At 56.9% G+C, this 19882-nt stretch carries 16 protein-coding genes and 2 pseudogenes; 10 read left to right on the top strand and 8 right to left on the bottom strand.

Going from position 1 to position 19882, the window contains the following annotated elements; genetic code table 11:
- Positions 1–209: 209 nt before the first annotated feature.
- Positions 210–1097 carry a lysophospholipid acyltransferase gene (locus BLR20_RS23175; RefSeq protein ID WP_003304634.1) on the bottom strand — a complete coding sequence of 296 codons (888 nt, stop codon included), beginning with the start codon at positions 1095–1097 and terminating at the stop codon, positions 210–212.
- 38 nt (positions 1098–1135) lie between these two features.
- Complete coding sequence (locus tag BLR20_RS23170) at positions 1136–1687, bottom strand: DNA-3-methyladenine glycosylase I (protein WP_003401445.1); 552 nt, start codon at positions 1685–1687, stop codon at positions 1136–1138.
- Between the two features lie 80 nt (positions 1688–1767).
- Between BLR20_RS23170 and glyQ the strand changes: the two genes are divergently transcribed.
- The 5 genes from glyQ (at position 1768) to BLR20_RS23145 (ending at position 7003) form a co-directional block, all read left to right on the top strand.
- Positions 1768–2715 carry a glycine--tRNA ligase subunit alpha gene (gene glyQ / locus BLR20_RS23165; RefSeq protein ID WP_002551326.1) on the top strand — a complete coding sequence of 316 codons (948 nt, stop codon included), beginning with the start codon at positions 1768–1770 and terminating at the stop codon, positions 2713–2715.
- Complete coding sequence (gene glyS, locus BLR20_RS23160) at positions 2712–4766, top strand: glycine--tRNA ligase subunit beta (protein ID WP_032611258.1); 2055 nt, start codon at positions 2712–2714, stop codon at positions 4764–4766. The genes glyQ and glyS overlap by 4 nt, the downstream gene beginning before the upstream one ends.
- 6 nt (positions 4767–4772) lie before the next feature.
- A complete protein-coding gene (gene gmhB / locus BLR20_RS23155) occupies positions 4773–5321 on the top strand; it encodes a D-glycero-beta-D-manno-heptose 1,7-bisphosphate 7-phosphatase (protein ID WP_162091522.1) in 549 nt (182 codons plus the stop codon).
- Between the two features lie 65 nt (positions 5322–5386).
- On the top strand, positions 5387–6157 hold the full coding sequence (locus tag BLR20_RS23150) for a lysophospholipid acyltransferase family protein (protein ID WP_054993387.1): 771 nt from the start codon (positions 5387–5389) through the stop codon (positions 6155–6157).
- A 360-nt stretch (positions 6158–6517) separates the two neighbouring features.
- Positions 6518–7003 (top strand): SHOCT domain-containing protein, encoded by a 486-nt coding sequence (locus BLR20_RS23145; RefSeq protein WP_010428505.1) that lies wholly within the window; start codon positions 6518–6520, stop codon positions 7001–7003.
- A 261-nt stretch (positions 7004–7264) separates the two neighbouring features.
- Here the strand turns inward: BLR20_RS23145 and BLR20_RS27500 are convergent.
- The 6 genes and pseudogenes from BLR20_RS27500 to dnaA all read right to left on the bottom strand — a co-directional run.
- Positions 7265–7405: pseudogene (locus BLR20_RS27500) on the bottom strand (D-amino-acid oxidase); the annotation flags it as partial.
- 1111 nt (positions 7406–8516) lie between these two features.
- Positions 8517–8792: pseudogene (locus tag BLR20_RS23135) on the bottom strand (integrase core domain-containing protein); the annotation flags it as partial.
- Between the two features lie 136 nt (positions 8793–8928).
- The gene (gene gyrB, locus BLR20_RS23130; RefSeq protein WP_003340175.1) at positions 8929–11346 is read right to left on the bottom strand and encodes a DNA topoisomerase (ATP-hydrolyzing) subunit B; all 2418 of its coding nucleotides are present in this window, start codon (positions 11344–11346) and stop codon (positions 8929–8931) included.
- Positions 11347–11350: 4 nt separating this feature from the next.
- The gene (gene recF / locus BLR20_RS23125) at positions 11351–12454 is read right to left on the bottom strand and encodes a DNA replication/repair protein RecF (protein ID WP_010428493.1); all 1104 of its coding nucleotides are present in this window, start codon (positions 12452–12454) and stop codon (positions 11351–11353) included.
- A 22-nt stretch (positions 12455–12476) separates the two neighbouring features.
- A complete protein-coding gene (gene dnaN / locus BLR20_RS23120) occupies positions 12477–13580 on the bottom strand; it encodes a DNA polymerase III subunit beta (RefSeq protein ID WP_032659497.1) in 1104 nt (367 codons plus the stop codon).
- Between the two features lie 38 nt (positions 13581–13618).
- Positions 13619–15154 (bottom strand): chromosomal replication initiator protein DnaA, encoded by a 1536-nt coding sequence (dnaA, locus tag BLR20_RS23115; RefSeq protein WP_010428490.1) that lies wholly within the window; start codon positions 15152–15154, stop codon positions 13619–13621.
- 584 nt (positions 15155–15738) lie between these two features.
- Here dnaA and rpmH point away from each other — a divergent pair.
- From rpmH to mnmE, 5 genes are all read left to right on the top strand, one after another.
- Positions 15739–15873, top strand: a complete 135-nt coding sequence (gene rpmH, locus BLR20_RS23110) for a 50S ribosomal protein L34 (RefSeq protein ID WP_002551315.1) — start codon at positions 15739–15741, stop codon at positions 15871–15873.
- 16 nt (positions 15874–15889) lie between these two features.
- Complete coding sequence (rnpA, locus tag BLR20_RS23105) at positions 15890–16291, top strand: ribonuclease P protein component (RefSeq protein WP_002551314.1); 402 nt, start codon at positions 15890–15892, stop codon at positions 16289–16291.
- Entirely contained in the window at positions 16284–16529 is a 246-nt protein-coding gene (gene yidD / locus BLR20_RS23100; RefSeq protein ID WP_002551313.1) for a membrane protein insertion efficiency factor YidD, read from the top strand. The genes rnpA and yidD overlap by 8 nt, the downstream gene beginning before the upstream one ends.
- A gap of 2 nt (positions 16530–16531) precedes the next feature.
- The gene (yidC, locus tag BLR20_RS23095) at positions 16532–18223 is read left to right on the top strand and encodes a membrane protein insertase YidC (RefSeq protein ID WP_003315945.1); all 1692 of its coding nucleotides are present in this window, start codon (positions 16532–16534) and stop codon (positions 18221–18223) included.
- Between the two features lie 78 nt (positions 18224–18301).
- Positions 18302–19672 (top strand): tRNA uridine-5-carboxymethylaminomethyl(34) synthesis GTPase MnmE, encoded by a 1371-nt coding sequence (gene mnmE, locus BLR20_RS23090; protein ID WP_032611250.1) that lies wholly within the window; start codon positions 18302–18304, stop codon positions 19670–19672.
- The last annotated feature ends 210 nt before the right edge of the window (positions 19673–19882 follow it).

Raw genomic sequence — 19882 nt, 5'->3', positions numbered from 1 at the left:
ACGAGAGGTTCTGGACTGGAGCGCAAGGAACGAGAAGTGACTGCAGGCACACTATCGTGCCCATGCTCCGCGTGGGCATGCCGTTCCGGACGCTCCGCGTCCTATCCTGAGAACGGTGGCGCGGCGCAGATTTGTGACGCAGAGCGTCAAATGGCATTCCCACGCGGAGCGTGAGGAACGATAGGTGTCTGGGCCGCGTACGGTCTTACCTAATACCAGCGCGCTTCGCCTGGCGGACGTTTCTTGAAGCGTTTCATGGTCCACATGTACTGGCTCGGGTAGGCCCGCACGTATTTCTCGACCACTTTGCTCATCGCCGCTGCCGAGGTTTCGGTGTCGGTGCTGTACATCGCTTCGGGAGCCGCTTCGAGTACCACTTTGTAACCTGAGCCATCCGGCAGGCGCATGGCGTGCAGGAATACGCCGACTGCCTTGCCGCCTGCCAGCATGTTCGGCACGAACTTGCTGGTCAGCGCCTGGGTGCCGCAGAAGGGCACGAAGATACCCGCTGATTCAGCCGGCTCCGGATCGGCCGGAATGCCCACCGAGCCGCCTTTGCGCACTTCCTTGATGACACTGAGAATGCCTTCCTTGGTCGACGCCGCAACGCGGTTGCCCAACTGCACACGCTGCTTGCGCAGCAGGTCGTCCACGGCTTTCAGCTTGGGTGGACGATAGAAAATGATCGGTTTGCACTGGCTGCAGTAGAAGTGATTGAGCACTTCCCAGTTGCCCAGGTGACTGGTGATGCCGACCACGCCCTTGCCGGACGCCAGCGCGTCCTTGAGCACATCGAGCCCTTCGACTTCACGCACCAGGTCGATCGATTTCTGTGCCGGCCAGATCCACGCACAGGCGCTTTCGGTCAAGGTCTTGCCGATGTCCATCAGGCTGCGGCCGACGAGCTTTTCCAGTTCCGGCTCGCTCAGCTCGGGGAAGCACTTGGACAGATTGATCCGCGCCACTTCCCGCGAACGGTTGGGCAGCTTCCACATCAGCCAGCCAATGGCGGTGCCTGTCCACTGCACCGCGCGCCACGGCAACAGCGCAAACAATCGCAACGCCCCGACCATTACGGCGCCTTTGAACTTATCCACAGATGACTCCCAGATTCTCGAGGCGGGTAGTGTAACCGTCAGCGGCTCAGGATCGCATACCGATCGCAATCGACAGTGTGGTCCATGACCATGCCGCTGGCCTGCATGTAGGCGTAACAGATGGTCGGGCCGACAAAGGTGAAACCGGCCTTTTTCAGTGCTTTGCTCATCGCTTCGGCCTCGGCGGTAATCGCCGGGACTTCGCTGCGATCCTTGAAGTGATTGATCTTCGGTGTACCGCCGACAAACGACCAGAGCAGAGCGACCGGGTCTTCCAGCGCCAGCCAGGCCCGCGCGTTGGTGCGCACGGCCTTGAGCTTGAGGCGGTTGCGGATGATGCTCGGATCAAGCATCAGCGCCTCTATTTCAGCATCGCTCAGTTGCGCCAGCCGCTCGACGTCAAAGCCGTGCAGCACTTCGCGATAACGCGCCCGACGCTTGAGAATCGTGATCCACGACAGCCCGGCCTGGAACCCTTCGAGCAAAAGCAACTCGAAGAGCTTCTGCGCATCGCGCAGCGGCACTCCCCACTCCTGATCGTGATAAGCGATGTACAGGGGGTCTTCGTTGCACCAAAAGCAGCGTGTCATAGGGCTCCCAACGAGTGGACGTGCGGCCGAATCGGGTATACTCCCGCTCTTTGAATCGCAGCCCAGCACAGGTGAAATTTGTGAGCCAGCCTACGCCAGCCGTGCGTACCTTCCAAGACTTGATCCTCGCCCTCCAGCAATACTGGGCAGAACAAGGTTGCGTGGTACTTCAGCCCTACGATATGGAAGTAGGCGCCGGCACGTTCCACACTGCCACGTTTCTGCGCGCCGTAGGCCCGGAAACCTGGAACGCCGCTTACGTACAGCCAAGCCGTCGCCCGACTGACGGCCGCTACGGCGAAAACCCGAACCGCCTGCAGCACTATTACCAGTTTCAGGTGATTCTCAAGCCGAACCCGGACAACTTCCAGGAACTGTACCTGGGCTCGCTCAAGCACATCGGTCTCGATCCGCTGGTGCACGACGTGCGTTTCGTCGAAGACAACTGGGAATCGCCGACGCTGGGCGCCTGGGGTCTGGGCTGGGAGATCTGGCTCAACGGCATGGAAGTCTCGCAGTTCACCTACTTCCAGCAGGTCGGCGGCCTGGAGTGCTACCCGGTCACCGGCGAAATCACTTATGGCCTTGAGCGTCTGGCGATGTACCAGCAGGGCGTGGACTCGGTCTACGATCTGGTCTGGGCTGACGGTCCGTTCGGCAAAGTGACCTACGGCGACGTGTTCCACCAGAACGAGGTGGAGCAGTCGACCTACAACTTCGAACACGCCAACGTCGACAAACTGTTCGAGCTGTTCGACTTCTACGAAAGCGAAGCCGCACGCCTGATCGAGCTGGAGCTGCCATTGCCCGGCTACGAAATGGTCCTCAAGGCCTCGCACACCTTCAACCTGCTGGATGCCCGTCGCGCGATTTCCGTGACGGCGCGTCAGCAATACATCCTGCGCGTACGCACGCTGGCCCGTTCGGTGGCTCAGGCCTACCTGCAGGCCCGGGCCCGTCTCGGCTTCCCGATGGCGCCGCCCGATCTACGCGATGAAGTGTTGGCCAAGCTGGAGGCAGCGCAATGAGTGCTCAAGATTTTCTGGTCGAACTGGGCACCGAAGAACTGCCACCCAAGACCCTCGTCTCGCTGGCCGATGCATTTCTCGCCGGTATTGAAAAAGGCCTCGCAGGCGCAGGTCTGACCTACAGCGCCAAACAGGTATACGCCGCACCGCGTCGTCTGGCAGTGCTGATTACCGCACTGGCCACGCAGCAACCGGATCGCAGCGTCAACCTCGACGGCCCACCGCGCCAGGCAGCGTTCGATGCCGACGGTAACCCGACTCAGGCCGCCCTCGGCTTCGCCAAGAAGTGCGGCGTCGACCTGAGCGAAATCGATCAGAGCGGCCCGAAACTGCGTTACAGCCAGACCATCCTCGGCAAGCCGACGACGTCCCTGTTGCCGACCATCGTCGAAGACTCGCTGAACGACCTGCCGATTGCCAAGCGCATGCGCTGGGGCGCTCGCAAGGAAGAGTTCGTGCGGCCGACCCAGTGGCTGGTGATGCTGTTCGGTGATCAGGTGGTGGACTGCACGATCCTCGCCCAGAGCGCGGGTCGCCATTCGCGCGGTCATCGCTTCCATCATCCTCAAGACGTACGCATTTCTTCGCCTGCCGCTTACCTCAGCGACCTGCGCGCCGCTCATGTACTGGCCGACTTCAACGAACGTCGTCAGATCATCAGCAAGCGCGTCGACGAGCTGGCCACCCAACAGGAAGGCACCGCCATCGTGCCGCCAAGCCTGCTGGACGAAGTGGCCGGTCTGGTCGAGTGGCCGGTTCCGCTGGTGTGCTCGTTCGAAGAGCGCTTCCTGGAAGTCCCTCAGGAAGCCTTGATTACCACCATGCAGGACAACCAGAAATACTTCTGCCTGCTGGATGTAGACGGCAAGCTGCTGCCGCGCTTCATCACCGTGGCCAACATCGAGAGCAAGGACCCGGCACAGATCATCGCCGGTAACGAGAAGGTGGTTCGTCCACGCCTGACCGACGCCGAGTTCTTCTTCAAGCAGGACAAGAAACAGAAGCTGGAAACTTTCAACGATCGCCTGAAGAACGTCGTGTTCCAGGCTCAGTTGGGCAGCGTGTTCGACAAGGCCGAGCGCGTGTCGAAACTGGCCGCTTACATCGCACCTCGCATCGGTGGCGACGCCAAGCGTTCTGCACGTGCCGGCCTGCTGTCCAAGTGCGACCTGTCGAGCGAGATGGTCGGCGAGTTTCCGGAAATGCAGGGCATTGCCGGTTATTACTATGCCAAGGCCGACGGCGAGCCTGAAGATGTCGCACTGGCGCTCAACGAGCAGTACATGCCACGTGGCGCGGGTGCCGAACTGCCGACCACGCTGACCGGTGCTGCGGTGGCCATCGCTGACAAGCTCGACACGCTGGTCGGGATCTTCGGCATCGGCATGCTGCCCACCGGCAGCAAGGATCCCTATGCACTGCGTCGTGCAGCACTGGGCATCCTGCGCATCCTGATCGAGAAAAAGCTCGACCTGAACCTGATCGAAACGGTGAAATTCGCTGTCACGCAGTTCGGCGCGAAGATCAAGCCAGCCGGTCTTGCAGAGCAGGTCCTCGACTTCATCTTCGATCGTCTGCGCGCGCGTTATGAAGACGAAGGCGTCGACGTGGCGGTGTACCTCTCGGTGCGTGCCCTGCAACCTGCTTCGGCGCTGGACTTCGATCAGCGCGTCCAGGCGGTCCAGGCCTTCCGCAAACTGCCACAGGCCGCTGCATTGGCCGCAGTGAACAAGCGTGTCTCGAACCTGCTGAGCAAGGCCGAGGGCAGCATTGCCCAGACCGTCGAGCCCAAGTATTTCGACAACGCCAATGAGTTCTCGCTGTACTCGGCCATCCAGCAGGCCGATCACGCGATCCAGCCGATGGCTGCCGAGCGTCAGTACAGCGAATCGCTGGCGCGTCTGGCAATGTTGCGTGAGCCGGTCGATGCGTTCTTCGAGGCAGTGATGGTCAACGCGGAAGACGCCAATGTGCGTGCCAACCGTTATGCCCTGTTGTCGCGTTTGCGCGGTCTGTTCCTCGGCGTCGCCGATATCTCGCTGCTGGGCTGACAAGGAATCGCTGTGAAACTGCTGATACTCGATAGGGATGGCGTGATCAATCATGACTCCGACGCTTACATAAAGTCGGTGGCGGAGTGGCTGCCCATTCCTGGCTCGATCGAAGCTATCGCAGCGCTGAGCAAGGCCGGCTGGACAGTGGCCGTCGCCACCAACCAGTCGGGCATTGCCCGAGGTTATTATGATCTGGCCACTCTGGACGCCATGCACGTGCGCTTGCGCAAGCTGGTGGCGGAGCAGGGCGGCGAGGTCGGTTTGATCGTCTATTGCCCGCATGGGCCAGACGATGGCTGTAACTGCCGCAAGCCCAGACCCGGCATGCTGCAGGCCATCGCCCGTCATTACGCAGCGGACCTCAAAGGTCTCTGGTTCGTGGGCGACAGCAAGGGTGACCTGCAGGCCGCATTGGCCGTCGATTCTCAGCCGGTGCTGGTGATGACCGGCAAAGGACGCAAGACGATGGAAGGCGGAGTACCGGCAGGCACATTGATTTTTGACGATCTGGCGGCAGTTGCCGCAGAACTTATCCACAACAGCGCTCACTGAACAGTCGGCTCTTCAGGTTCAGGACGCTCCAGGAGCGGGCACCTGCCCGTACGGTAAACGTAACTATGTCGATCATGCAGGCAATCAGGACCTTCTTCTTTTACCTGTTGCTGGGCACCAGCTCGCTGTTGTGGTGCACGTTAAGTTTTTTCATCGCGCCTTTCCTGCCGTTCAAAGCCCGCTATCGCTTCATCAACGTCTACTGGTGCCGCTGCGCCATCTGGCTGACCAAGGTGTTTCTGAACATCAAGGTTGAAGTGACTGGCGCCGAGAACGTACCGAAAACCCCCTGCGTGATCATCTCCAACCATCAGAGCACCTGGGAGACCTTCTTTCTATCGGCGTATTTCGAGCCCATGAGTCAGGTCCTCAAGCGCGAGCTGCTTTATGTGCCGTTCTTTGGCTGGGCCATGGCGATGCTGCGCCCGATCGCTATCGACCGCGAAAACCCCAAGGCCGCACTCAGGGAGATCGCCAAGAAGGGCGACGAGCTGCTCAAGGATGGCGTCTGGGTACTGATCTTCCCGGAGGGCACACGCGTGCCGTACGGCCAGGTCGGTAAATTCTCTCGCGGCGGTACTGCACTGGCAGTGAATGCTGACCTGCCCGTGCTGCCTGTCGCGCACAACGCAGGCAAATACTGGCCTCGAGACGGCTGGGCGAAAAAGCCAGGCACCATTCAAGTGGTGATCGGCGAGCCGATGTACGCAGAGGGCTCAGGCCCGCGCGCCATTGCTGCGTTGAATGACCGTGTGCAGACCTGGAATGAAGACACACAACGCGCGATGGGTTCGCCTGTCGAGCCTGCAGCAACCCCCGAAAAAGTCCCGGCGTGATTTTGTGGATAACCTGTGTACGGTTTTTCCGAAATCGCTGAAAAAGACTGCTTAACCTGTTAATTCATATACATATTTTTTCAGGCTATAAAAACCGGAAAAACGTGCATAAGTTTTAGTGATGTATCAAAAACCGACCTGCAAAGGGTCGGTTTTTTATTGGGTGGGCTAACACCCCAAGCGAAGCCGATTTCAGATAGGCCAACTTACCGCTCCAATATTTCTGAAAGGGCAGCAGGGGCACATGTCCCGTTCAATCTGGCTGCAACGTTCCCTCAAATCCTCGCGCTTGGACCACTCTTACTGCTGCCATAACGCCTACCTTCAGGTAATCTTGCATTTTTGTAATGGAGTACGGCGATGAGCAATTTACCTTTTACAGCCAAAGGGTCTAATGGCGAGATTACATTCACCGGATCTGAGGTTCTAATTCGCCGCACAGGATTGTTGGGTGGACTGCGACAATTCTCAGGCATGGGCAAAGGTAACAAAGATATTCCAATATCAGCTATTTCAGCTATTCGCCTGGAGCCCGCCTCACTGCTTAATAAAGCTTTCTTCCAAGTAATCCACGCTGGTGATTTGGCTTTTCGCGGCGGTTCAACGAATATTGCAAACGATGACAACTCCGTTTTCTTCGGCAAGGGCAGCAACGCAGATTTTGAGCAGATCAAGAAAATGATTCTGGAGGCAGTAGCAGCGTCGCACCAGCCAGCCAAGACCTCATCGGCTTCTACAGAGGACATCCCTGCAATGTTGAAAAAACTCTCAGACTTAAAGGACCAAGGCGTCCTGACCGAAGATGAGTTTCTGATAAAGAAAGCAGATCTGCTTTCACGGATGTAGACCGTAATGATGATAGGGTAGTGGACACCTGATTCCGGACACAACGTTAAATTTCTTCTCAGACTGAGCGGTTGCCTGGTCCGTTATTGAAAGGGGTGGCCGGATCAATTGATGTGTCAACGAGTCACTGATGTCCCAAAACTGTGGTGTTCCACGTGGAACACCATTCGTAAGTTTTCTCCGCTCCAATGCGCGCACAGTTATTGCGGTGCCCACGCCGATGTAAGCACGGCAGTCACTGTGGATCGCTCCTCGTTTCAATCAAAAATCTGCCACCTTACCCCAGGCTGAACCGTGGAAACGGTCTGGATGATAAGGTTTAGGGTCGACGATAGGGGCGACACCACTGACAATGTCAGCGATCAGATGACCTGCTCCTGGTCCAATACCGAAACCATGACCTCACAGTTGCCGTTTCGAACATTCTAATGAGGCGCTTCTTTACGCAAGGCGAGTTTTTAGACACGCATCTCGGCTGAGCGTCACGACAGCTTTACCTTCAAAGAACAGCAGGAATACGTCTCAGGCTTCTTAATGGGCGAAGACGCCTGGGATCTTGAATGCCGCGACTGACTGTGGATCCTATTTAATCTGGCGCCGCTTCACGGTATACATTGTCACCAACTGCCAACGCCTCGCCGAAAAGGATCCCACGTGAAGCAGATGAAGGTTGAAGATAATGTCGTCTCACCCTCCCAATTCATGCGTCAGATCCGATGTGAACGGTATCGTGGCAACCGACCGTGGATACACCAAGATCTTTTTTGTGACATCGAGTGCTGCGCGTGCGAAAGATCGTGCCCGCGTAGAAGATGAGCTGAGCCGTTTATACGGTGTCCGGTTAACCATTCATGACCGAGCGTGGATCATCAATGAGGTTATCGATAAAAACCGCCTGGACCTCGCGGTCAACTATTTGAAAATCGGTGACGAAACGGACGATCTAGCTCTAGACCCATTAGACTATTCCCGTAGGCAGCAGCTTGCAGATATTGAGCGAGAGCTTGAGGATCCTTCTGCATTTGTTGGGATGAAAATGCAGCGCGCGTCGGAGGCACTTTTGGCAGCAACTCTGGCGCGAGGGCTGGAGTTGCCGCGAACGGATGTGGATGGCAGATTTCTTCGTGCTGTCCGGCTAGCGGACGACGGGGGGACGTACCGACAGCAGCTCACCGCACGTTACGAATCTCTCTGGACTGCGTTCTGGTGGTTTGATGACCTCAAGGCGATTCTCGATGGGTATGAGGGGTTCGAGACTCGGGTCATCGATGATGAGAATGCGATAAACCTCGAGATGCTCTGCAACCTCTTGCAACTCCTGTTCAATATGGTCATCCACCGTCATCGCACGCCGGAAGAGGTAAGACTTGAACCCCGGATAGCCCGACTGTCCTCTCGTCTTGCCGAAATGGCGAGCGATAGCAGCCGCCCGAACAACGCCCTTGAGGCAAGGACCTTTCTGCTCACGATCCAGCTCAACGAAGCTTTTATCTTTGGAGAGCCAGAACAGGCTTCATCGCTGTGGCCACAATCCACCATTAAATTGGTGCGGTCGAATCCAGTTGTACCGGTGCATCAAAAAATGGCTGATATCCCGCTGAGCTTGTTGGACCGTCGTGTAGCCCATGGTCGGTATCCACTCGGTTTTCAGGCTCCTGAACACCCGCTCCATCGGCGCATTATCCCAACAATTTCCTCGCCGGCTCATGCTCTGACGCATGCGATATCGCCAAAGGCGCTGGCGAAAACTCCGGCTTCCATATTGCAAGCCTTGGTCGGAGCGGAGTAGGGCGCTGCGACAGGGGAACACCTAGGCAAAAAAAGCCCGCGAAGCGGGCTTGATGATGATCGGCGGAGACCAGAACTGGACCCGGCCGGTCAACTATTTGTGAAACCGTGCAGCTATTCTGTGAACCTACAATGAATCAGAAGTCCAGGTTAGACACTGCCAGCGCATTGCTCTCGATGAAGTCACGACGTGGCTCGACCGCATCACCCATAAGGGTGTTGAAGATCTGGTCAGCGCCGATGGCGTCTTCGATGGTGACCTTCAGCATACGACGCACACTCGGGTCCATGGTGGTTTCCCACAGCTGGTCCGGGTTCATTTCACCCAAACCTTTGTAGCGCTGGATGGTGTGGCGCTTGGTGCTTTCGGCCATCAACCAGGCGAGGGCTTCCTTGAACTCGTTGACGGGCTTCTTGCGCTCGCCACGTTGCACGTAGGCACCTTCTTCCAGAAGCGTGCTGATCTGCGCGCCCAGAGCGGTAACGGTCTTGTAGTCGTTGCTCCCGAAGAAGTCGCGGTTGAAGGTGACGTAGTTCGACAGGCCGTGGGAGATCAGTTCGACCTCTGGCAGCCAGACGTTGCGTTCACGGTCTTCACGCAGACTGGCCTTGTAGACCAGACCCGACTTCTCGCCGGTGCGCAGACGCGCGTCGAACAGTGCCAGCCAGGCTTGCATGCCCTCGTGATCAGACAGCTGTTCGAGGGTAATCGGCGGCAGGTAGACGAAGTGCTCGGTCAGTTCCTGTGGGTACAGACGCGACAGGCGCTTGAGCGTCTTCATGACCATGCGGAAGTCATTGACCAGCTTCTCCAGCGCGGTGCCGGAGATACCCGGTGCCGATTCGCTGAGGTGGAGGCTAGCGTCCTCAAGAGCCGATTGGGTCATGTATTCTTCCATGGCCTCGTCGTCCTTGATGTACTGCTCCTGCTTGCCTTTCTTGACCTTGTACAGCGGCGGCTGAGCGATGTAGATGTAGCCACGCTCGATCAGCTCGGGCAACTGACGGAAGAAGAAGGTCAGCAGCAGAGTACGGATGTGTGAGCCGTCGACGTCAGCATCGGTCATGATGATGATGTTGTGATAACGCAACTTGTCGATGTTGTACTCTTCACGGCCAATACCGCAGCCCAGCGCGGTGATCAAGGTGCCCACTTCCTGCGAAGAGATCATCTTGTCGAAACGCGCTTTTTCAACGTTAAGGATCTTGCCCTTGAGCGGCAGGATGGCCTGGGTTCTACGGTTACGCCCCTGCTTGGCTGATCCGCCAGCAGAGTCCCCTTCCACTAGGTACAGTTCGGAGAGGGCAGGGTCCTTCTCCTGGCAGTCCGCCAGTTTGCCCGGCAGGCCAGCGATATCCAGCGCGCCTTTGCGACGTGTCATCTCACGCGCCTTGCGCGCAGCTTCACGAGCACGGGCAGCGTCGATCATCTTGCCGACAACCGCTTTGGCTTCGTTCGGGTTTTCCAACAGGAAGTCGGAGAAGTACTTGCCCATTTCCTGTTCGACAGCCGTTTTGACTTCGGACGAAACCAGCTTGTCCTTGGTCTGCGAGCTGAACTTCGGATCAGGCACCTTGACCGAAATGATCGCAGTCAGACCTTCACGTGCATCATCGCCGGTGGTCGCGACCTTGTGCTTCTTGGCCAGACCTTCCTGCTCGATGTAGTTGTTCAGGTTACGCGTGAGCGCAGAACGGAAACCCACCAGGTGAGTACCGCCATCCCGCTGCGGGATGTTGTTGGTGAAGCACAGCAGGTTCTCGTTGAAGCTGTCGTTCCACTGCAGAGCAATTTCGACACCGATACCGTCATCACGCTGAATGTTGAAGTGGAACACTTCGTTGACCGGCGTTTTATTGGTGTTCAGGTACTCGACGAATGCGCGCAGACCGCCTTCGTATTTGAACAATTCTTCCTTACCGCTGCGCTCATCCTTGAGGACAATGCCGACACCGGAGTTCAGGAAGGACAGTTCACGAATCCGCTTGGCCAGGATGTCCCAACTGAAGTGGATGTTCTTGAACGTTTCAGCGGAAGGCTTGAAGTGGATCTGAGTGCCTGTGCTGTCACTTTCACCGACGATCTTCATCGGTTCCTGTGGAACACCATGGACGTAGGTCTGTTCCCAGATCTTGCCGCTACGACGAACCGTCAGCAGCAAAAGCTCTGAAAGGGCGTTAACCACGGAAACACCTACACCGTGCAAACCGCCGGATACTTTGTAGGAGTTGTCATCGAACTTACCGCCAGCGTGCAGCACAGTCATGATGACCTCGGCTGCCGATACGCCTTCTTCTTTATGCACGTCTACCGGAATACCGCGGCCGTTGTCGCGCACGGTGATAGATTCGTCTGGATGGATGATGATGCTGATGTCGTCGCAATGGCCTGCCAATGCTTCGTCAATCGAGTTATCAACCACCTCGAACACCATGTGGTGCAGACCGCTGCCATCGTCTGTATCACCGATGTACATTCCGGGACGCTTGCGTACGGCATCAAGTCCTTTCAGCACCTTAATGCTGGACGAGTCGTACGTTTGGTTTTCGCTCATGCAATCACTCCCGATGGTCGTGGGTCTGGGTGATACGGCCTTGTTCCACGTGGAACAAAGCAACTGGCGTTTCCGTCTGCCAGCCTTCCCTCAAAAATTCTTGATCTACACAGGTGATAAACACCTGGCAGCGTAATTCTTCCAGCAAGCGGCAAAGCGCGCGTCGATGGTTGTCATCCAGTTCGGAGGGCAAATCATCTACCAGGTAAATACACTGGCCTCGGCGGACCTGGCTGACCAGATGCCCCTGAGCAATACGCAATGCACAGACCACCAGCTTTTGCTGACCTCGAGACAGAATATCTGCCGCATTGTGCGCGCCTAATCTAAGGCGCAGATCAGCTCGTTGTGGTCCGGCCTGGGTGTGGCCCATTTGCTGATCGCGGTGGAGGGAAGAGGCAAGCACTGTACTTAGCTCTTTTTCCTTGTCCCATCCTCGGTAGTAGCTCAGGGTCAAACCTTCAAGCTCAACAAGTTCGCTCAAAGTCTGTTCAAAGACTGGCTTCAATGCCTTGATATAAGCCCGGCGAAACTCGTCGATCTCGTCACTTGCCAGGCACAGCTCACGGTCCCATGCCGCCTGTGAAGCGGCGTCAAGTGTACCATGCCGAAGCCACGAGTTTCGCTGCTTGAGGGCCTTCTGCAGGCGCTGCCACGTGGCCATAAAGCGAGGTTCCACGTGGAACACTCCCCAATCCAGGAATTGCCTGCGTATCTTCGGCGCGCCTTCGAGCAATCTGAAGCTATCAGGGTTAATAAGCTGCAGAGGCAAAATTTCTGCAAGCTGTGCGGCGCTTCTGGCGTTCTGCCCATCGATACGAATCTGGAACTCACCTTGGCGGTCGCGTGAAACACCCAGATTGCTGTGTCCACCTTGCGCAAGATCGACCTGACCAAAGACAGTACATGACGGCTGCTCGTACTGAATGACTGGCAGCAGGCGACTACTGCGAAACGAACGGGCGATGCCCAGCAGATGGATAGCTTCCAGCACGCTGGTTTTGCCACTGCCGTTTGCGCCGTAGAGGATATTGATACGCGGGGAGGGGGAGAGGGTCACCGGGTGCAGATTGCGCACCCCGGTGACCGAGACGCGACTAAGAGACATCTAGGTTGCGCTGGACATGAAGTTACAGACGCATCGGCATAACAACGTAGGCGGAGTCGTCGTTATCGGACTCTTGCACCAAGGCGCTGCTGTTGGAGTCGGACAGAATCAGGCGAACCTGCTCAGTCGTCATGACGCCAAGCACGTCGAGCAGGTAGCTCACGTTGAAACCGATCTCCAGCGAGTCACCGTTGTACTCGACGCTGATTTCTTCTTCAGCCTCTTCCTGCTCAGGGTTGTTGGCCTGAATCTTCAATTGACCGCTGGCCAGTTGCAGACGGATGCCGCGGTACTTCTCGTTGGAAAGAATCGCCGTACGGCTGAACGCCTCACGCAGTGCCTGACGATCACCGAGCACCAGCTTGTCACCACCTTTAGGCAGCACGCGCTCGTAGTCAGGGAACTTGCCATCGACCAGTTTTGAGGTGAAGGTGAACTCACCAGTGGTCGCACGGATGTGGTGCTGACCCAGAACGATGCTGACAGTACCGTCCTGTTCGGTCAGCAGGCGTGCCATTTCGAGAATACCTTTGCGTGGAACGATCACCTGATGGCGATCGGCATGTTCGATATCGGCGGACATCGAGCACATGGCCAGGCGGTGACCGTCGGTAGCCACCGCACGCAAGATACCGGCACTGACTTCCAGCAGCATGCCGTTGAGGTAGTAGCGAACATCCTGCTGAGCCATCGCAAAGCTGGTGCGCTCGATCAAGCGGCGCAGTTTGCTCTGCACCAGAGTGAACGTCAGCGAGCCCGGGCCTTCTTCGACGGTCGGGAAGTCATTGGCAGGCAGGGTAGACAGGGTGAACCGGCTACGACCGGCCTTGACGATCAGTTTCGATTCGTCGAGCTTGATGTCGATCAGCGCGTCGTTGGACAGGCTCTTGCAAATGTCCATGAGCTTGCGCGCAGGAACCGTTATTTCTCCAGGTTCGGCGGGCTCTTCCAGCTGGACGCGGCCAACCAGTTCGACTTCCAGATCCGTACCGGTCAGCGACAGTTGCTGACCTTCGACGACCAGGAGCACATTGGAAAGAACCGGCAAGGTCTGGCGGCGTTCGACGACGCCGGCGACCAATTGCAGGGGTTTCAACAGGGCTTCGCGTTGAATGGTGAAATGCATGGTCTAGTCCCTTGCCTTGATGAGCTGCACTGGCGTTATCACGTAGTCAGAGTGCGCAGCAGGTTCTTGTAGTCCTCGCGGATATCCGCATCGGATTCCTTGAGCTCGTTGATCTTTCGGCACGCGTGCAAGACAGTCGTGTGGTCACGACCACCAAACACGTCACCGATTTCCGGAAGACTGTGGTTGGTGAGTTCCTTGGAGAGCGCCATCGCGACCTGCCGAGGCCGGGCGACAGAGCGGGAACGACGCTTGGACAGCAGATCGGAGATCTTGATCTTGTAGTACTCGGCGACAGTGCGCTGAATGTTATCCACACTCACCAGCTTGTCCTGCAACGCCAGCAAGTCCTTCAGCGACTCGCGAATCAGCTCGATGGTGATGTCACGGCCCATGAAGTGCGAGTGAGCGATGACGCGCTTAAGCGCGCCTTCGAGCTCACGAACGTTGGAGCGAATTCGCTGGGCAATAAAGAACGCTGCGTCATGAGGCAAATCGACCTTGGCCTGATCTGCCTTTTTCATGAGGATCGCCACGCGGGTTTCCAGCTCCGGAGGCTCGACGGCAACCGTCAGGCCCCAGCCGAAACGCGACTTGAGTCGTTCTTCAAGGCCTTCGATTTCCTTGGGATAGCGATCGCTGGTCAGAATGACCTGCTGTCCGCCTTCCAGCAGCGCGTTGAACGTGTGGAAAAATTCTTCCTGCGAGCGTTCCTTACGAGCAAAAAACTGGATGTCATCGATCAGCAGCGCATCGACAGAGCGGTAAAAGCGCTTGAACTCGTTGATTGCGTTGAGCTGCAAGGCCTTGACCATATCGGCAACGAAGCGCTCCGAATGCAGGTACACGACCTTGGCGTTCGGATTCTTCTTCAGCAGGTGGTTACCCACAGCATGCATCAAGTGCGTTTTACCAAGACCGACACCGCCATAAAGGAAGAGCGGGTTATAGCCATGCTTGGGATTGTCGGCAACCTGCCAGGCCGCAGCGCGTGCCAGCTGGTTGGACTTACCCTCGACGAAATTCTCGAAAGTGAACGTACGGTTCAGGTAACTGGTGTGCTTGAGCGCGCCTTCTACCTGCACGGTGCGCTGTTCTGCGCGAGCAGGCGCCTGTTGCGAACTGGCACCCGCCATTGGATCGAAGCTGTCACGTGACGGCTCGTCGTGAGCTGCAACATTCTGAACCGGTGCCGGCGTCGCTACGGCAGCGGCTGGTGCGGCCGTGGCAGGAGCGGGCGCCGAGACACTGCTGACCGAATTGGCAGACAGCGCCTGGGAGGCTGCAGCAGCCAATGGTGCATTCGGAGCGGCACGAGGTGCGGAGCTGCGCTTGCTTCCTATTAATAAGGAAAGAGCAGGGGCCATGCCCTGACCATGCTCGCCCAGAAGCTCGAGCAAACGACCGAGGTATTTTTCGTTGACCCAATCGAGAACAAAACGATTCGGTGCGTAAACACGCAACTCGTCGCCTTCGGCTTCGACCTGTAGCGGACGGATCCAAGTGTTGAATTGCTGGGCAGGCAGCTCATCGCGCAAAAGCTCCACGCACTGCTGCCAAAGTTCCACTGACACGGATATCCCCTGAGTTGAAAGCCGGTGAGGCAAAAACAGCCGACATTGTAACGACCCGGAGGCGACTTATCCACATGTAGGTTGCTCACAGACAGCTATAAATCAACGATTTATGCATGAACCACACGACAAACGGTCGACACGTAAGCTCTGTGGATAACCCATCTTCAGCCCATTGCATAAGTCAGGCTTGAACTCTGTGCATAACTCGCCTGTGGATAAAACAGCATTCCATGCACAGCTTTTCCGAGGGTCCGGCACAGGCAGGGCACTGCTTCTCGACAATGTTTCTTACCTCTGTACACACCGAATAATAAGGGCTGTGTAATGTTATCCACAGAAATCCGCTACGTAAGAGTTATAAGCTTTATAAAGAAGCTTTAAATACTCTCTTCTTTTTATTTCTATAACTGGAGCGGGTCAGCGTAGCGGTGAACGAGAGGAAGAGGGCATTCAGCTATAAAAAGACGCCTATGAAGAAAAGCTGGTTGGAAATTGACCTGCGGGCCTGCTTTCTCTAGAATCCCCGGTCTCTTAAAACGGGGGCCATTCCGGCCCGTAGTGGACGAACCAGGTAACACGCCATGAAACGTACTTTCCAACCCAGCACTATCAAGCGCGCCCGCACCCACGGTTTCCGTGCACGCATGGCCACCAAAAACGGCCGCGCAGTTCTTTCGCGTCGTCGTGCCAAAGGCCGTAAGCGTCTGGCAGTTTGATAAATCGGCACAGGAGGTGAGTCGAGACTTCAGTCGGGAAAAGCGTTTGCTTACTCCCCGGCATTTCAAGGCAGTCTTTGACTCCCCTACCGGCAAGGTTCCGGGGAAAAATCTCCTGCTCCTTGCGCGCAACAACGACCTTGATCATCCCCGTCTGGGGCTTGTGATAGGTAAAAAGAGCGTGAAGCTCTCCGTCGAGCGCAATCGTTTGAAACGCCTGATGCGCGAATCATTTCGCCAACACCAAGACAGTTTGGTCGGTTGGGATATCGTTATCGTCGCGCGTAAAGGTTTGGGTGACGTAGAAAACCCTGAACTGATTCAGCATTTCGGCAAGCTCTGGAAACGTCTGGCGCGTAGCCGACCCATTCCGGAAGAAAAATCCGAACCTGCAGGGGTAGACAGTCCAGATGCGTAAACTGGCACTCGTTCCGATCCAGTTCTATCGCTATGCCATTAGCCCGCTGATGGCCAGTCACTGTCGTTTCTACCCCAGTTGCTCCTGCTACGCGTATGAAGCCATCGAGAATCATGGCCTTTTGCGCGGTGGCTGGCTGTCAATTCGTCGTCTTGGTCGCTGTCACCCATGGAATCCCGGTGGTTATGACCCGGTTCCAGCTGTCCCCACCTCCCGTTCTTCTTCGATGGCCGAGTAATCATGGATATTAAACGCACGATCCTGATCGTCGCCCTGGCAATCGTGACCTACGTCGGGGTTCTGAAATGGAACCAAGACTATGGCCAGGCTGCCATGCCGACCCAGAATGTTGCAGCCAGCACCACCGCACCGGGTATTCCGGATACGGCCGCTGGTACTAATGGTTCTGCAAGTGCCGATGTTCCAAGCGCAAACGCTACGGCCAATACGGCTGCAGCCCCCCTTGAAACTCCGGCCGTAGCCAGCAAAGACCTTATCCACGTCAAGACCGATGTGCTCGATCTGGCGATCGATCCGGTGGGTGGCGACGTCGTTCAGCTTCGTTTGCCTCTGTACCCGCGTCGTCAGGATCGTCCTGACGTTCCGTTCCAGTTGTTCGACAACGGTGGCGAGCGTACTTTTCTGGCACAAAGCGGCCTGACCGGGACCAATGGTCCTGATGCACGCGCTGCCGGTCGTCCGGTTTACACCTCCACACAAAAGACTTATCAACTGGCTGACGGCCAGGACACGATGGTCGTGGATCTGAAATTCTCGGAAAACGGCGTCAATTACATCAAGCGCTTCACTTTCAAGCGCGGTCTGTACGATCTGGTCATGACTTACGTTGTGGATAACCAGAGCGCACAACCCTGGTCCGGTAATCTGTTCGCACAATTGAAGCGCGATGCCAGCTCCGATCCTTCTTCGACGACTGCTACCGGCACCGCCACCTACCTGGGCGCCGCCCTGTGGACTGCGGCCGAGCCGTACAAGAAGGTGTCGATGAAAGATATCGACAAGGGTCAGGTCAAGGAAACTGTGCAGGGCGGTTGGGTTGCATGGTTGCAGCACTACTTCGTGACTGCGTGGATTCCGGATCACAACGCGACCAACGCTGTTCAGACCCGCAAAGACAGCCAGGGCAACTACATCATCGGCTTCACCAGCCCGACTTTGTCGGTTGCACCCGGTGCGCAAGGTGAAACCAGCGCTACCCTGTATGCAGGTCCGAAAAGCCAGGCGGTACTCAAGGAGTTATCCCCAGGTCTGGAGCTGACCGTCGATTATGGTTTCCTGTGGTTCATTGCCCAGCCTATCTTCTGGCTGCTGCAACATATCCACGCCATCCTCGGCAACTGGGGCTGGTCGATCATTGTTCTGACCATGCTGATCAAAGGCCTGTTCTTCCCGCTCTCCGCAGCCAGCTACAAGTCGATGGCACGCATGCGCGCCGTGGCTCCGAAGCTTGCATTGCTGAAAGAGCAGCATGGCGATGATCGTCAGAAGATGTCCCAGGCAATGATGGAGCTGTACAAGAAAGAGAAGATCAACCCGCTGGGTGGATGCTTGCCGATTCTTGTACAGATGCCGGTTTTCCTTTCGCTGTACTGGGTACTCCTGGAAAGCGTGGAAATGCGTCAGGCACCTTGGATCCTGTGGATAACAGACCTGTCGATCAAGGATCCGTTCTTTATCCTGCCGATCATCATGGGCGCGACCATGTTCATTCAGCAGCGTCTGAACCCGACCCCGCCGGACCCGATGCAGGCCAAGGTCATGAAAATGATGCCGATCATTTTCACGTTCTTCTTCCTGTGGTTCCCTGCCGGTCTGGTTCTGTACTGGGTTGTGAACAACACCCTGTCGATCGCTCAGCAGGCTTACATCACTCGCAAGATCGAAGCGGCTACCAAGAAAGCAGCCGCCTGATCTAACCTGTGAATAAGTTCTACAAGACGCCCCCTCGTGGGGCGTTTTGCTATCCGTCATTTGTCCGGGAGCCGGAGCATGAACGTTCCTCGTGAAACCATTGCCGCCATCGCCACAGCCCAAGGGCGTGGAGGTGTCGGTATCGTCCGGGTGTCAGGTCCTCTGGCGAGCAAGGCCGCCGAAGCCATTATCGGTCGCACCCTCAAGCCGCGATTTGCGCATTACGGACCTTTTGTCGACGATGCCGGACAAGTACTCGATGAAGGTATCGCGCTGTATTTCCCGGGGCCCAACTCGTTCACCGGCGAGGACGTACTGGAACTTCAAGGCCACGGCGGTCCCATCGTTCTGGACATGCTGCTGCAGCGCTGCCTGCAATTGGGCAGCCGACTGGCTCGTCCGGGCGAGTTCAGCGAACGTGCGTTCCTCAATGACAAGCTCGATCTCGCCCAGGCTGAAGCCATTGCCGACCTGATCGAGGCGAGTTCTGCACAGGCAGCGCGCAATGCTCTGCGATCGTTGCAGGGCGCGTTTTCCCGGCGTGTGGATAACCTGACCGAGAAATTGATCAGCCTGCGCATCTACGTAGAGGCTGCAATCGACTTTCCCGAAGAGGAAATCGACTTCCTTGCCGATGGCCATGTCCTGAGCATGCTCGATGATGTGCGTGCCGAGTTATCCACAGTACTGCGTGAAGCCGGGCAGGGTGCCCTGTTACGCGACGGCATGACCGTTGTGATTGCCGGACGTCCCAATGCGGGCAAATCCAGTCTGCTGAACGCTCTCGCGGGCAGGGAGGCGGCAATTGTCACCGAGATCGCCGGCACAACCCGCGATGTATTGCGTGAACATATCCACATAGATGGAATGCCCTTGCACGTCGTGGACACAGCAGGGCTGCGGGATACTCAGGACCAGGTGGAAATGATCGGCGTGCAGCGCGCGCTCAAGGCCATCGGCGAAGCTGACCGGATTCTGCTGGTGGTGGATGCGACCGCACCAGAGGCAGCAGACCCGTTTGCACTGTGGCCCGAATTCCTCGAGCAGCGGCCGGACCCGTCGAAAGTCACGCTGATACGCAACAAGGCAGATCTGAGTGGAGACCGCGTCGATCTGCAAACCAGCGTGGATGGTCACGTCACCATCAGCCTGAGCGCCAGGTCTGGTGGCGAAGGGCTTGAACTGCTGCGCGAGCATCTCAAGGCCTGTATGGGCTACGAACAAACCTCGGAAAGCAGCTTCAGCGCGCGTCGACGCCATCTTGAGGCGCTGCGCCATGCCAGTGACTCGCTGGAACACGGCAGGGCTCAACTCACCTTGGCGGGCGCTGGAGAGCTGCTGGCCGAAGACCTGCGTCAGGCCCAGCAAGCGCTTGGCGAGATTACCGGCGCGTTCAGTTCCGACGACCTGCTTGGCAGAATCTTCTCCAGCTTCTGCATCGGTAAGTGACAATCCCATACTAATATCCGGCATGACCCGCCCTGGGTCATGCCTTCGCGCATCACCAGACGCCTGTTTTCAGCGGCAGCGTTGTCCACATACTCCGCCATTTCCTCTTTAGACCGCGCCTCGACACCTGAATCTGACGAGCAGACATGCCCGATGGAGGGATTTTCTGTGCCTTATATTTGATGAATAACCGTTTTTTTGTGGATTAAG

The sequence above is a fragment of the Pseudomonas congelans genome (assembly GCF_900103225.1).
Taxonomy (GTDB): Bacteria; Pseudomonadota; Gammaproteobacteria; order Pseudomonadales; family Pseudomonadaceae; genus Aquipseudomonas; species Aquipseudomonas congelans.
The sequence above is the reverse complement of the archived record's forward strand: the minus strand, read 5'-3'. Positions and strand labels throughout refer to the sequence as shown.